The following is a 14,789-nucleotide window of genomic DNA, read 5'->3' as shown; positions in this document are numbered from 1 at the left end:
GAGGAACATTATGGCATTTTTTGCAAGCGCGATTGATACTTTGAAGATCCTTGTGATCGCCCTGGGCGCAGGTCTGGGCGCATGGGGTGTTGTAAACCTTCTCGAAGGTTACGGAAATGATAACCCAGGTGCAAAATCCCAGGGGATCAAGCAGCTTATGGCAGGCGGAGGTATCGCTCTGGTTGGTGCAACGCTGATCCCGCTGCTTTCCGGCCTGTTCGGTTAAGGGCTGACTTATGGGCAGTCTGTTTGAATGGATAACAGACTGGATTAAAGAGGGCCTGATCGATGCGATCACCGGACAGTACACCAGTATTTTCAACTCCGTCAACAATCAGGTTGCGGATGTGGCAAATCAGGTAGGACAGACCCCGCAGGGCTGGAATGGCGGCGTGTTTTCCATGATTCAGAATCTTTCAGAAACCGTCGTCATTCCCATTGCGGGCATGATCCTGACCTTTGTTCTGGTGTATGAACTGATCCAGATGATTCTCGAAAAGAACAACATGCACGAATTCGATACATTCAACATCTTCAAGTGGATTTTCAAGACTTTTGTTGCCACTTACCTGCTCACCAACTGTTTTACGATTGTGATGGCGGTCTTTGATGTGGCCCAAAATGTGGTGTCGCAAAGTGCCGGTGTCATAAACGGGAACCTGGATGTGCAGGCGGCGTTGTCTGATCTGAAAACCCAGCTTGAAGCAATGGGAATGTGGGAACTGATTGGACTGTGGCTGGAAACCAACATCATCAATCTGTGTATGTGGGTACTGTCCATCGTGATCTTTGTCATTGTATATGGCCGTATGATCGAGATTTATTTAACCGTGAGCCTTGCACCGATCCCGTTTTCCACAATGGCAAACCGGGAATGGGGACAAATGGGAACCGGGTATCTGCGTTCCCTTTTTGCCCTGGGCTTTCAGGGGTTTTTGATCCTGATCTGTGTTGCCATTTATGCAGTGCTGGTCCAGTCTATCCCATCGTCCGGCGACGTGCACGGCGCGATCTGGGGAACGGCGGGTTATACGGTACTGCTGGCTTTTGCCCTGTTTAAGACAGGTTCGTTATCCAAATCCATATTTAATGCAAGATAGCATGAACAAAACCAATTCTAAAAAGGAGGATTTTATATATGAGTAAAACCAATACAGAAAAAATGGCGCCGGAGACACAGACGCCGGAAATGGCAAACGGCATGAAGCTGGATGTCCGCGTGCGTCCGATTGCCCCAATGGGAAACCTGCTGGCGTTTGCCAATGTTACGATTGGCGGATGCTTTAAGATTGACGGCTTCCGTATCTGTTCCAGTGAAAAGGGGCTGTATGTCAATATGCCCGCAACCCAGGATAAGGGAGGCAACTGGAAAGATGTCTGCTGGCCGGTTACGGCAGAGTTCCGCAAGCAGCTCAACGATGCCTTAATCGATGGGTACGGGCAGGCTATTGAAAATTTGCAGGCAACTCTTGAAGCGACAAAGGGAGCAGCGGAAAAACCTTCCCTGACCGGTGCATTGAAAGAAAATGCCGGTAAGGTCAAAGAACAGCCGGCCAAACCGGCCACATCTAAGAATGAGCAGGCTCGCTAATGCCGGAAACGAAACAGTACGGCATTATCTATGCCGATCCGCCCTGGCATTATGACAGGAAACATGGAAGCGGCGTTGCGGAAAACCATTACCCCACAATGAGCATTGAAGAAATCTGTGCCCTGCCGGTATCGGAACTTGCCGCAAAAGACAGTGCCCTTTTTCTGTGGGCGACCTTCCCGCAGCTCAATGAAGCCTTCCGGGTGATCGATGTCTGGGGATTCAAATATAAAACGCTGGCTTTTCTATGGCTCAAACAGAACCGGAAAGCGGATAGCTGGTTTTATGGCATGGGCTTTTGGACCCGCTCAAACGCGGAGGTCTGCCTGCTGGCAACCAGAGGCCGTCCGAAACGCCAATGTGCGGGAATCCATCAGTTTGTGATCTCCCATATTGAGCAGCACAGCAAGAAACCGGACGAGGTGCGGGATAAGATCGTAAAACTCATGGGCGATCAGCCCAGAGTGGAACTGTTTGCAAGACAAAAGACACCCGGCTGGGATGTATGGGGCAATGAAGTGAACTGTACGCTGACTATACCGGAGCGAAAGGGGTGATTTTGATAGAACAAGATGCAAAGCGGCTGCTTATGGAACGGCTGGACGAGTGTTTGAAGGTTCATGCGGATATGCTGGATGCACAGAACATCGGCAGTATTTACGAGTTACAGGGACTTTCGGAACTCCACTATTATCTGAAGGTTGAGCATGTATTTACTCCGGCGGAAGTAGAGGCGCTTCTTTCTTTTCAGGACCCGTTGGATGTAGCCCGATGGTGTTGGGAAGAAAATAACCATGAACACAGTTTCCCGATCTGCGATCTTCTCAAAGAAATTGATGCAGCGCAAAAATTTGAACATTTCACAAGCGAACCTTCCGCACAGGACAAATATACGCTCCTGATGAAACGGCTGGGACAGAATTACTTTGCTTACAGGGAAAGCCTTATGTCAAGAGATAAGGAATCCTTAATTGAAAAAGCTGCTGAAATTACAGCCATGCAGGAGGCGTATTCCTATCTGACAACAAAGTTTGAGTTCAGGGATGAAATGCTGGATGATGTGCTGGCGCTTGAGAATCCTTTGAAATACTTTGCAGACCGTTGGCTTATGCCGGTTTCAGATGTGTTCGACGTGGATATGGATATTCGGGAAAATATTGCCGGAATCCGAGACAGCCAGGAATACCTGTGTCAGAGAGAGCCGGCTGTTTCTGTCCTGGCACGGCTGCAAAATGCGGCTCAGGAAGTGCGGGAATGTCCGGCTGCGGAGAAAGCGGTACGCGATTTTGGTGCACGCTAATGGACCGGAAACTATATTACGATGGGAGGTGTATAGATGCCTTATGTACCTGTACCAAAGGATTTAACCAAAGTTAAGACCAAGCTGGCCTTCAATCTGACGAAGCGCCAGCTTATTTGTTTCAGCCTTGCCGGGCTTGTCGGCCTTCCGGTGTATTTCTTTACCCGCGGGGCGATCGGGAACTCGGCGGCTGTACTTTTGATGATCGGGCTGATGATGCCCTTTTTCTTCTTCGCCATGTATGAGCGTGACGGGCAGCCGGCAGAAAAGATTTTGAAGAACCGGCTCCGTTATAAGCTCTGGCCGAAGGACCGTCCATACAGGACGGATAACCTGTATAAATCTATGTCAAAGAAGGAGGTTACAAAGATTGCCAAAAAACAAGCAGCAGGAAGCTCAGGAAAAGCGTCTGCAAAAAAACATCAGGCAGGCCAAAAAGACCAGAGCCGATGCAAAGCAGGGCAAAACTAAGTCTGCCCGTTCCAAGCCGTCTAAAAAAGGCGGCTTTTTTGCCGGGCTGAAAGCAGATGCCCCGCAGACGGTCCAGCAGAGCATTCCCTACCGTGAAATGTACCGGGATGGGATCTGCCGGCTGACTGATACCCTTTACACCAAAACGGTGCAGTTTTTTGATATTAACTATCAGCTTGCACAGGCAGATGATAAAGCACAGATCTTCGAGGGTTACTGCGATTTCTTAAATTACTTCGACGCCTCGATCCATGTGCAGCTTACCTTTATCAACCAGCGGGCCAATATGCAGGATTTTACCAGAAGCATTGACATCCCTCCCCGCGGCGACGAGTATGACGGAATCCGCAGGGAATACGGGGATATGTTAAAGAACCAGTTGCAGAAAGGAAATAACGGTCTCACCAAACGTAAATACATTACCTTTGGGATCGAGGCAGATGACCTGCGTACTGCGAAAATGCGTCTGGAACGCATTGAAACGGATGTGCTGGCAAATTTCAAGACCCTTGGAGTCCAGGCAAGATCCTTAAACGGACTGGAACGTCTGGAGCTTCTTCACAGCCAGCTTCACCCGGACGGTCAGGAAAAGTTTCATTTCCAGTGGTCGGATCTGCCTAAGACCGGTCTTTCTACCAAAGACTTCATTTCCCCATCCGGGCTGTCTTTTTCAAAGGATGGAAAGACATTCCGGGTAGGCGATCATTCCGGTGCTGTCTCCTTTTTGCAGATTTTGGCGCCGGAGCTTACCGACCGGCTTTTAGCGGATCTTCTTGACTTAAACGACGCCGTGACCGTCAACCTGCATATCCAGTCTATCGACCAGGCGCAGGCGATCCGAAACATCAAGCGTAAAATGTCGGACCTGCAGAAAATGACCATTGAGGAACAAAAGAAAGCGGTCCGATCTGGGTATGACATGGACATCATTCCCACCGACCTTGCCACCTATGGAGAAGAAGCCAAAAATCTTTTGCAGGATTTACAGAGCCGCAATGAGCGCATGTTCCTTGTGACGGTACTGGTGGAAAATATCGCTGCCAAACGTCAGAAGCTGTTCAATGATATTTTTGCCGCTTCGGGTGTGGCACAGAAATACAACTGTGCCTTAAAACGGCTGGATTACCAGCAGGAACAGGGGCTTATGTCCTCGCTTGCTCTTGGTACGAACCAGATTGAGATTGAGCGCGGGCTTACGACTAGCAGCACAGCGATCTTTGTACCGTTTACCACCTGTGAACTGTTCCAGGAGGGCGAGGCATTGTATTACGGCCTGAACGCCCTTTCCAATAACCTGATTATGGCGAACAGAAAAACGCTGAAAAACCCCAATGGGCTGTTTCTCGGTACCCCAGGAAGCGGCAAATCTTTCTCTGCCAAGCGTGAGATCGTCAATGTGTTCCTTCTGACGGAGGACGACATCATTATCGCCGACCCGGAAAATGAGTATGGGCCGCTGGTACAGCAGTTCGGTTCCCAGGGGCAGGTCATTGATATTTCCCCTACTTCCACGAACTACATCAACCCGATGGACATCAATCTGGACTATTCCGATGATGAAAACCCGATCACTTTGAAAAGTGATTTTATCCTGTCGCTGTGTGACCTTATCATCGGCGGCAAAGAAGGACTTTCCCCCATTGAAAGGACGATCATCGACCGTTGTACCAGACTGGTGTACCGGGAATACCTGCAGGACCCGTGCCCGGAAAATATGCCGATCTTAGGTGATCTTTACGAGCTGCTTTTGAAACAGTCTGAACCGGAGGCACAGAATATCGCAACGGCGCTGGAAATCTATGTCAATGGTTCCCTTAACGTGTTCAACCACCGTTCCAATATCCAGATGGATAAACACCGGGTACTGTGTTTCCAGCTTAAGTCACTGGGAAAAGCCTTAAAGGAAATCGGGCTTTTGATCATGCAGGATGCGGTGTGGAACCGTGTCACGGCCAATCGCTCCAAACATAAAACAACCTGGTTCTATATCGACGAATTCCATCTTCTTTTGAAAGGGCAGACAGGAAGTTTCAGCGTGGAGATCTGGAAACGCTTCCGTAAATGGGGCGGAATCCCATCAGGTTTAACGCAGAATGTCAAGGACCTTCTGGCTTCCCGTGAGATCGAAAATATTTTTGAGAACTCGGACTTTATCTATATGCTCAACCAGGCCCAGGGAGACCGTCAGATTTTGGCAAAGCAGTTGGGAATCTCCCCGCACCAGCTTTCGTATGTGACCCATTCCGGTCCCGGCGAGGGGCTTTTGTTCTTTGGAAATGTGATCATCCCTTTTGTGGACCACTTCCCGAAGGACACACTCTTGTACAGCGTGCTTACCACAAGACCGGATGAAGTAGCGGGGACCAAAGCGTGAGACAAAAATTAAAATGGATCGGAGGTGAGAACAATGGCACACGACAGGGAATTTCAAAGGAGGCGCAAAGATACCCGGATGCCGGTGCGTGATTCCCACGGGGAGGATCAACCGGCAGCCAGGCAGACCGAACAGAATTTTGACCTGCGCAGGGCACGGGACACCCCTTCTTCTGTCAACGGCAAGACACACAGGCAGGACATCCCTGTACAGACGGAATTTTCCCATCTGTCACCGGAAACACCGGCGTCCTTGCTGGAACAGGGCGAAGCGTATGCAACCGCTTTGGATGGTTTTTCGGAACACTTTGAGACACCGGATGCTACCAGGACAGCGCCCCCGATACAGGACAACGTGCGAAGCAATTTCCGGCAGGAGGCTTCCAGGCGTTCTTTTGTAACAGAGGATGTGACAGACCATGATACCGGAAAATATGCTCCTTCTTCCGAAGGCTCAGCCCCACCGAACGGCACAGACAGATCCGGTCAGGAACACCGTTACCGAACACACCAGCATGGGAACAAATATCAGCAGCGTTTTCAGGAAGCGGCACAGGCGGAGGAACAGGCAGCGCAGAAGGAAAAGGGTATGGATAGCGAACCGCCGAAAACATCCAAACTGGAATTTACTGCGGATGAACTGCCGCCGGAGCCAAAGGATAAAAAGCTCACCCATGCAAGACGGAGGGCGGAACGGACTGCACAAAAAGCAGAGCAGGCACAAGACCGTCTGCCAGCCCGGAAGAAACTGCGCATGGAGACGGTTTCCGACCCGGAGACCGGAAAAGCCAAAAAACACTTAAAATTTGAAAAGGAGGTTAAATCCCAAAAGGCCCATGTAAAAGGACCTGTACCTCTGCGTCCGGTCAAGGCGGGCGCCAATACTGCCATTGGTTACGCTCATAAAAAGATTTATGAGGCAGAGGATGAAAATGTGGGGATCAAGGCAGCCCACCGCTCTGAACTTGTGGGCGAGGCGGGGCTTCGCACGGCATATCACCGGCATAAAACTGCCCCCTACCGAAAGGCAGCGAAATTACAGCAAAAATCAGCAAAGGCAAACGCAAGACTTGCCCACCGGCAGGCTCTTAGCGACCACCCGGAGTTGAAGAAACATGCGATTGCCCGGATGTGGCAGAAACAAAAACTGAAAAGGCAGTATGCCAAGGCTGCCCGTGAAGCCGGGAAACAGGCCAAAAATGCCGCAGTCGCAACAGAGAGGGTCAGCGTCGGTATTGTCCATGCGGTCAAACAGCACCCTGTGATCTGCCTTGTTCTCCTGCTTCTCCTTTTGGTAATTTTCCTGATCATGTCCCTGTTTTCTACATTCTCCAATATCGGAACCGGCGGTCTGGGAAGTCTGGCTGCTTCTACCTATCTTGCAGACGATCAGGACATCAATCAGGCGGAGCTTACCTATACCGAGTGGGAAACAGATCTGCAAATGGAAATAGACCGGGTGGAATCAGACCGCCCCGGCTATGACGAATACCGGTATAACCTGGGCGCGATCGAGCATGACCCGTATGTGCTGATGGGGTATCTGACTTCTGCTTATCAGGGATTTACTTACGATGAAGTGGAAAGCGTGCTGCGGCAGCTTTTTCAGGAACAATATACCCTGTCCTTTTCAGAAGAAACCGAGATCCGTTATCGCACAGAAACTTCCGTTGACCCGGAAACCGGGGAAGAAACCCAGGAGGAAGTGCCTTATGAATGGCGCATCTTAAATGTCAAGCTCACAGTCACACCTCTGGAAAACCTGGTCGTTTCCCGGATGAACGCAGACCAGAAAGAGATCTGCGAGATCCTGCTGCAGACAAAAGGAAACCGCCAGTATGTCAAAAATGTCTTTGGCACCAACTGGCTTCCTTATGTGACCAGCTACTACGGCTATCGGGTACATCCCATCAGCGGGGAAAAGAACTATCACACCGGTGTGGACATCGGGATGCCGGAGGGCACAGAGATCCTTGCCGGGCATGACGGAACGGTCACCCTTGCGGGAAATGCCGGCGGTTATGGCTTGTGTGTCGCTATTGAAGGCGAGGCATACGAAGAACATACCCTGACGACCAAATACGGGCACTGTTCCCAGATCCTTGTTTCTGCCGGGCAGGAGGTCAAAGCCGGGGATGTGATTGCAAAGGTCGGGAATACCGGAAATTCTACCGGGGCCCACCTGCACTTAGAAGTCCTGGTTGACGGCCAGTATTTGAATCCCCTGTATTTTGCCGATACCGGCGATACCAGCGAACGGCACCTGCCGGAAGTTGGTTCAGGCGGCACAGGAAACTACTTCGATTATGACATTCCACCGGAAGCCCTTGCAGATGAACAGTTTGCCGCAATGATGGCCGAGGCGGAAAAATATCTTGGCTATCCGTATGTATGGGGAGGCGCAAGCCCTTCCACTTCCTTTGACTGTTCCGGCTATGTGTCCTGGGTAATCAACAACTGCGGCGTTGGCTGGAATTTTGGAAGGCTGACCGCGGATGGTCTTTTAGGTGTATGTACGCCGGTATCAAGTGCGGATGCAAAACCGGGCGACCTGATCTTCTTCCAGGGGACCTACAACACCAGCGGCGCAAGCCATGTAGGGATCTATGTGGGAAATGGAATGATGATCCACTGTGGAGACCCGATTTCTTATGCAAACATCAATACAAGCTACTGGCAGCAGCATTTTTATACATTTGGGCGTCTGCCTTAACAGATTGGAGGTAATAAATTGAATCCTAAAATTGAAAAACTGGAAAAGGAAATTGAAAAGACCAAAACAAAGATTGCGGAAATGCAGGCAAAGCTCCATAAGCTGGAGGAACAGAAAACAGAGCTGGAAAATACCGATTATGTAGCGGTGGCGCGCAGTTTCAAACTGACGCCCCAGCAGCTTGCGGATTTTTTGAAATCACAGCAGGCAGCCCCTTCGGAAACTGTTTTACCGCAGGAGAAGGAGGATGTGCATGAGGCTTAAAAAACTTTCCCTGCTGCTGGCGCTTACGCTTCTTGTAAGTGTCAGCGCATTACCTGTAACGGCTCATGCCGGCGGTTCCAAAGACACCACACCGCCAACGCTGACTGCTTCCATGGAGGGCGATGCCCTGAAAATAGAAAGCAGTGACGATCTATCCGGCGTGGAGGCGGTCTTTGTTGATGAAAACCGTATCAACTCCCTCACCGACGGGAAAGCGTCGGTCGCACTGAAAGATTATGCCGGAACAGAAAAACAGGTAAGCATATACGCAAAAGATTATGCCGGCAACCGTTCTGATGTGGTAAAGCTGGATAATCCGTATTACAAAGAACCGGCTCCTGAAAAGAAACCTGCTACGACAGCACCCCAGAGTCCGTCCGGTACACAGACAAAACCGCCTAAGGAAGAAAAACCTTCCGGCTCAAACGCTGCAACCCCTTCCGGCGGCGGAAATTCTTCCGGTTCAGATAACAGTACCGGACAGCAGGAAAATACTTCTGCGATCCCGGAAGGTGCATTTACCCCGGAAGGCACCGGAACGGTACAGGACAACATCAGCGGTACGGATGGGGAAAAACAGTTTTACACCATCACTACGGACGCGGGCAATGTCTTTTATCTGGTGATCGACGGGAAACGGGAAGATAACAATGTCTACTTCTTAAACGGCGTCACAGAGTCCGACCTGATGGCACTTGCAGAAAAGAACAATGGCAGCATGAGCATGATCCCCCAGGAAGAAAGCTGTAACTGCACAGAAAAATGTGAGGCAGGAAAGGTTAATACCGGCTGTCCGGTCTGCAAAAATGACTTAAATGGCTGCAAAGGAAAAGAAAAGCCGGCGGAAACTGAAAAACCGGCAGAACCGGAAAAGCCGAAGAAAGAAACCGGCAGCGTCGGCACGATCCTGTTTATCCTTGCTGCCTTACTTGCGGTCGGCGGGATCGGTTACTATGTAAAAATCGTGCGTCCGAAACAGCAGGCCGAGGACGATGCGGAATTTGAGGATGACGGTTATGGCGAAGGCTTTGACCCGGATGAGGCATACGGGGAACCGGAATATCTTTCCGAGGATGATTTTGACGACAAGGACAGCAAATAAGGCCGTCCTTTTAGATTTTATGAAAGTGAGGATTTTTTCATGGAACATATCATAACCAGACGCCGCGGCTTTCGCAAGCTGTTGGCGTTTTTGCTTTGTATGGCAAGCATTTTGGGGCTTCTTCCGGCTCAGGCTTTTGCCATGTCTGTCGGACAGACGGCAAGCTCCTGGCTGGGCGACCAGTATGTGGGCTCTGATGGGAACCACTACCGTGCCCCGGCGCCTTACACCTATCTTGCCTACCATGCAGACGGAACCATCGATGTACACACCAGTTCCGGGGGCAATGCTTACCGGCACTATATGCTGACGGATTCTGACGGGATCAGCCACCAGGTTTACTGTGTGGAGAGCGGGATTCCTTACCATACTTCGGAAAATACCTATGTTTCGGAAAGCGGGACCAACAGCCAATACCTGAACCTGCTTCCTGCCGAGGCAAGGAGGGGGATCACCCTGACTGCGATCTATGGCTGGAAACCCGGTGCGGCGCTCCCTGTTTCCGGAATCAACGAGGATGACTATAAGATGGCAACCCAGATCATCCTTTGGGAATACCAGCAGCAACTTAGAAGCGATCCGTACAGCCGCCACGGAAACGGCCACGCAGACGCCGACCAGTATTTCAGCGTGATCGCCGGACGACCGGCAGAAAAAGCCTATGACTGGATTCTTGCACAGGTCGCTTCCCATTCCACAGTACCTTCCTTTACTTCTTCTAAGAAAAGCGAAGCACCGGAACTGGAACTGAAATGGGATGTAGAAAAAAAGGTCTATACCCTGACGGTCACAGATACCAATAACTTGAAGATCGATCTGGAGGCTTTGAAAGGCAGCGGCGTTTCTGTGACAAGAAACGGAAATGAATACACCTTTACCAGCAGGCAGATGATGATGGACCCGGTGCTGTTTGAATTCCGAAAGAATATCCCGGTGGCAAACGACATGCTGATCTGGGGCAGACCCGGCTACCAGACCATGATGACCGGCGCCAGCGATCCGGTTTCCTTCTTTGTAAAATTCAAAACGGAAACTTACGGTACCGCAAAACTTGTCAAGACCAGTGAGGACGGCATTGTTTCCGGTATCACCTTCCATATCTCCGGTACGGACATTTTGGGAAATGAAGTCAATGAGGAAGTTACGACCGGAGAAAACGGCCAGATTGAAAAGAAGCTCCTGCCGGGAACCTATCTGGTAAAAGAACTTCCGGTGGACCGCTATGTGACCCCTTCCGCACAGTACGTGACCATTGAAAGCGGGCAGACTTCTTCGGTACATTTCAGCAATATTCTGAAGAAATTTCGCGTCCATGTGGTAAAGAGTGATGCTGACACCGGAAATGCTCAGGGGGATGCCACGCTTGCAGGGGCGGCCTATGGGATCTTCCGTGATGGCGAACTGATCGACACTTATACTACCGGACCGGATGGCAGCTTTATGACCCGCTATTATGTATGCGGGGATGGCTGGACGATCCGGGAAATCGAACCGAGCACCGGGTATCTTCTGAATGAAACCATTTATGAAGTGGGTGCATCCCCTTCCCTGTATGAAGTGGAACTCAATACCACAGAAAATCAGGTGACGGAAACGGTTATTTACGGAAATATCCAGCTTGTCAAGCACACCGATGACCTGGACCCGGATGTGCCTGAGGGCGAAAATACCGACGATCCCAATGCTGGTATCATCGAACGCCCGGAAGCAGGCGCAGTCTTTGAAGTTTACTTAAAGGCAGCCGGGAGCTATGACGCGGCAAAGGAAAGTGAACGTGACCTTCTTACCACGGATGCGGATGGTTTTGCTTCCAGTAAACCGCTTCCTTATGGACATTATACGGTCCATCAGATCGCAGGCGAGGAAGGCAAAGCCTTTGTCCCGGACTTTACGGTATTCATTTCCTCTGACGGAAAGACTTACAGCTATATCCTGAACAACCGCACCATCACAGCCCGTCTGAAAGTTGAAAAATGTGACGCAGAGACCGGAAAGATTATCCCTGTGACCGGAACCGGTTTTCAGATCAAGGATCTTTCCACCGGGGAATTTATCACCCAGACCGTCTACTATCCGAACCCGGAAACACTGGATACCTTCTATGTTTCTGACGAGGGCTGGCTGATGCTGCCGGAGCCTTTGGCCGCCGGGGATTATGAACTTTATGAGGTGGCTGCCCCTTATGGCTATGTGCTTTCCGATCAGCCGGTACCGTTTACCATTGACGGCAGCGAGGCGGTTGTGACGGTCACTCAGTACAATATGCCGCAGAAAGGCCAGCTTACCATCACAAAGACCGGAGAAGTATTTGCTTCTGTCCAGGAAAACGACGGACTGTACCAACCGGTATATGAGGTTGCCGGACTTCCCGGAGCGGTCTATGATGTGATCGCAGATGAAGATATTTATACCGGTGACGGTACCTTGCGGGCAGAAAAAGATACGGTTGTGGAAACACTTACGACCGGCGAGGACGGCACAGCGAAAAGCGGGTCTCTCTATCTTGGCCGTTATCGTCTGGAGGAACGTCAGGCGCCTTCCGGCTGTGTGTTGAATCCTCAACCGGAATATGTGGAACTGACCTATGCGGGTGAGACCGTAGAGGTTACACAGACAGCGGCCGGTCTTTATGACGAACGCCAGAAAGTGGATGTCACACTTTTCAAGGCAATGGAGACCGATGACCTGTTCGGTCTTGGCATGAACGAGGAATATAAGGATATTTCCTTTGGACTTTATGCTTCCGCAGACCTGACGGCGGCAGATGGCAGCGTAATCCCGGCAGGTGGACTTCTGGAAGTGGTCTCTGTTTCGTCTGAGGAATCCGGCGGTTACAGCGCTTCCTTCGCTTCCGACCTGCCTTTTGGCAGCTATTATGTCAAGGAACGCACAACCAACGGCGCCTATATCCTTTCGAATCAGGAATATCCGGTTGTCTTTGAGTATGCTGGTCAGGAAACCGCCCTGGTACAGATCCTTGTCAATGAAGGCGAGGCTGTTTCCAATGAACTTCTCCGTGGGCGTGTAGACGGTGTAAAAGTCGGGGAAAACCCGGAAGGCGGCGAGGATGTCACGCTTGCCGGTGCGCTCATGGGTCTGTTTAGACCTGATACCGAAGAATTTACTGAAGAAAATGCGCTGCTTACTGCTATTACCGGAAAAGACGGCAGTTTTTCCTTTGAGAACATTCCTTACGGACACTGGATCGTCAAGGAGATCTCTGCCCCTGACCTTTATACGGTAAGCCCGCAGCAGCACCATGTATATATCGGTGCAGACGGACAGCATATCGAGATCCGTGTGGAAAACACCCTGATCCGCGGCAGTGTGCAGGTAACTAAAACCGAAGCTGTGGAGGAACCGTCCCCTGTGGAAAAGGAGGATAAGAAAGACAAGAATTCTTTCCTGCGCTTCCTGCCCGGTGCAGTGTTCGACCTGTATGCGGATTTCAACGCCAACCAGGAATATGATCCTGACGATCAAAAGATCGGTACGCTGAAAGAAACCGATGCAGGCTATCATACGGCGGAAAACCTTCTGGCTGGCGGCTACTTTATCAAAGAAAGCAAAGCGCCGGAGGGCTATCAGCCTGACTCAAACGCTTACTATTTTTCCATCACAGAAGATGGACAGGTCGCAGTTGTGGAAAATGGAGAAGCCGGGCACGGATTTACCAATGAGGCTTACCGCGGCAACTTAAAGATCACAAAGGATTCCAGCGACGGGCGCAAAGATGGTTTTGCCATCGAGGTTAAGAGTGCGGACGGCTCCTACTGCGAGACATTCACCACTCCAAAATCCGGCGTGATTGAAGTTAAGGGCCTTCGTGTCGGTATTTATACCGTAACAGAAGTTGCAAACCGGGCAAGCAAGGATTACATCATTCCTGATGCCGCCACGGTGGAGATTAAGGCAGATCAGACATCTACAGTCCAGTTCTTTAATGAAAAACCGGAAAAGCCGGATAACCCAAAGAACCCGGAAAAGCCTTCTGTTCCCTCCAATCCTTCCACCCCTCAAAAGCCGGTACCGCAGACCGGGGATGATCCGTATATTTTCCTGTATGGCGGACTGCTGGCAGCCGTACTGATCGGCGGCAGCGTATTTGCTGTGTATTATTTCAAAAAGGGAAAATACAGCAGGACTTCCCCGAAAAGAACGGCTGTCGGGGTTTCTGTCCTTTCACTCTGCGTTCTGGTGGCTCTTGGCAGCGGTTTTTTGGTGTTCCGTGACTTGAACCAGTATGCTGAGAGTAAAGATGCCTATCGAGATCTTGCCGGATATGTGGAAGTACCGGAGCAGACAGCTTCCCCGGAGTCGGCACCCGATCCGACAGAACCAAAACGGGACGATGCCGATATTGTCCTGCCTTCGGTAGACTTTGAAACGCTCCGTGAAAATGGACCGGACATCATCGGATGGCTTTCCCTTCCTGATACGGTGCTCAATTATCCGGTAACGCAGACCGACAACAACGAATATTACCTGAACCATCTTTATGACGGAACCTATAACAAGGTTGGCTGCCTGTTTGCCGATTATGAAAACCGGGCAGATTTTTCAGACCGCAATACGATCATTTATGGTCATAATATGCGGGATGGTTCCATGTTTGCGCTGCTGAACCGGTACGATGAACAAAGTTACTTTGATGCTCACAGGCAGATGTATCTCGTTACTCCGAAGGGGGGTTATGTCATGGAGATCTTTGCGGCTTTTGCAGCAAAGCCGGAAGAATCCGGCAGTGAAACTTCTCCCTGGCAGCTTTCCTGGAAGGATGACGGTGCTTATACTACCTGGCTTACAGCTATGAAGGAACGTTCTGCGGTGGAAAGTGATGTGACTGTGACCTGCAGCGATAAGGTACTGACCCTTTCTACCTGTACGCCGGGCGGCACAGGACGCTTCCTTGTCATGGGAAAACTCGTGAAAGTAGATAACGAAATATAGATTTTAGACGGTGCGGGGGCAAAAG

At 50.6% G+C, this 14,789-nt stretch carries 11 protein-coding genes; all 11 read left to right on the top strand.

Annotated features, from left to right (window positions below):
- Positions 1–10 precede the first annotated feature (10 nt).
- From DWW70_RS10400 to srtB, 11 genes are read left to right on the top strand one after another with little or no spacing between them, the layout of a single operon-like run.
- The gene (locus DWW70_RS10400; RefSeq protein ID WP_005361081.1) at positions 11–226 is read left to right on the top strand and encodes a Maff2 family mobile element protein; all 216 of its coding nucleotides are present in this window, start codon (positions 11–13) and stop codon (positions 224–226) included.
- A gap of 10 nt (positions 227–236) precedes the next feature.
- Entirely contained in the window at positions 237–1,100 is an 864-nt protein-coding gene (locus DWW70_RS10395; protein WP_117442478.1) for a VirB6/TrbL-like conjugal transfer protein, CD1112 family, read from the top strand.
- Positions 1,101–1,138: 38 nt separating this feature from the next.
- Positions 1,139–1,591, top strand: a complete 453-nt coding sequence (locus tag DWW70_RS10390; RefSeq protein ID WP_117442477.1) for a SpoVG family protein — start codon at positions 1,139–1,141, stop codon at positions 1,589–1,591.
- Positions 1,591–2,148: an MT-A70 family methyltransferase gene (locus DWW70_RS10385; protein WP_118000665.1), complete on the top strand. Its 558-nt coding sequence runs from the start codon at positions 1,591–1,593 to the stop codon at positions 2,146–2,148. The genes DWW70_RS10390 and DWW70_RS10385 overlap by 1 nt, the downstream gene beginning before the upstream one ends.
- A 2-nt stretch (positions 2,149–2,150) precedes the next feature.
- Positions 2,151–2,891 carry a hypothetical protein gene (locus DWW70_RS10380; RefSeq protein WP_330415222.1) on the top strand — a complete coding sequence of 247 codons (741 nt, stop codon included), beginning with the start codon at positions 2,151–2,153 and terminating at the stop codon, positions 2,889–2,891.
- Positions 2,892–2,927: 36 nt separating this feature from the next.
- Positions 2,928–3,362, top strand: a complete 435-nt coding sequence (locus tag DWW70_RS10375; protein WP_071144312.1) for a PrgI family protein — start codon at positions 2,928–2,930, stop codon at positions 3,360–3,362.
- Positions 3,301–5,736, top strand: coding sequence for a VirB4-like conjugal transfer ATPase, CD1110 family (locus DWW70_RS10370; RefSeq protein WP_415336853.1), 2,436 nt, complete (start codon positions 3,301–3,303; stop codon positions 5,734–5,736). The genes DWW70_RS10375 and DWW70_RS10370 overlap by 62 nt, the downstream gene beginning before the upstream one ends.
- Positions 5,737–5,769: 33 nt before the next feature.
- Positions 5,770–8,448 (top strand): CD1108 family mobile element protein, encoded by a 2,679-nt coding sequence (locus DWW70_RS10365; protein ID WP_118000663.1) that lies wholly within the window; start codon positions 5,770–5,772, stop codon positions 8,446–8,448.
- An 18-nt stretch (positions 8,449–8,466) separates the two neighbouring features.
- The gene (locus tag DWW70_RS10360; RefSeq protein WP_025577937.1) at positions 8,467–8,712 is read left to right on the top strand and encodes a DUF4315 family protein; all 246 of its coding nucleotides are present in this window, start codon (positions 8,467–8,469) and stop codon (positions 8,710–8,712) included.
- Positions 8,702–9,814 (top strand): DUF4366 domain-containing protein, encoded by a 1,113-nt coding sequence (locus DWW70_RS10355; protein WP_117468867.1) that lies wholly within the window; start codon positions 8,702–8,704, stop codon positions 9,812–9,814. The genes DWW70_RS10360 and DWW70_RS10355 overlap by 11 nt, the downstream gene beginning before the upstream one ends.
- A 39-nt stretch (positions 9,815–9,853) precedes the next feature.
- Positions 9,854–14,764 (top strand): class B sortase, encoded by a 4,911-nt coding sequence (gene srtB / locus DWW70_RS10350; protein ID WP_118595121.1) that lies wholly within the window; start codon positions 9,854–9,856, stop codon positions 14,762–14,764.
- Positions 14,765–14,789: the final 25 nt, after the last annotated feature.

The organism is Coprococcus sp. AF16-5, assembly GCF_003479365.1.
Classification (GTDB): domain Bacteria; phylum Bacillota; class Clostridia; order Lachnospirales; family Lachnospiraceae; genus Coprococcus; species Coprococcus aceti.
This window is presented reverse-complemented; position numbering and strand designations above follow the sequence as displayed.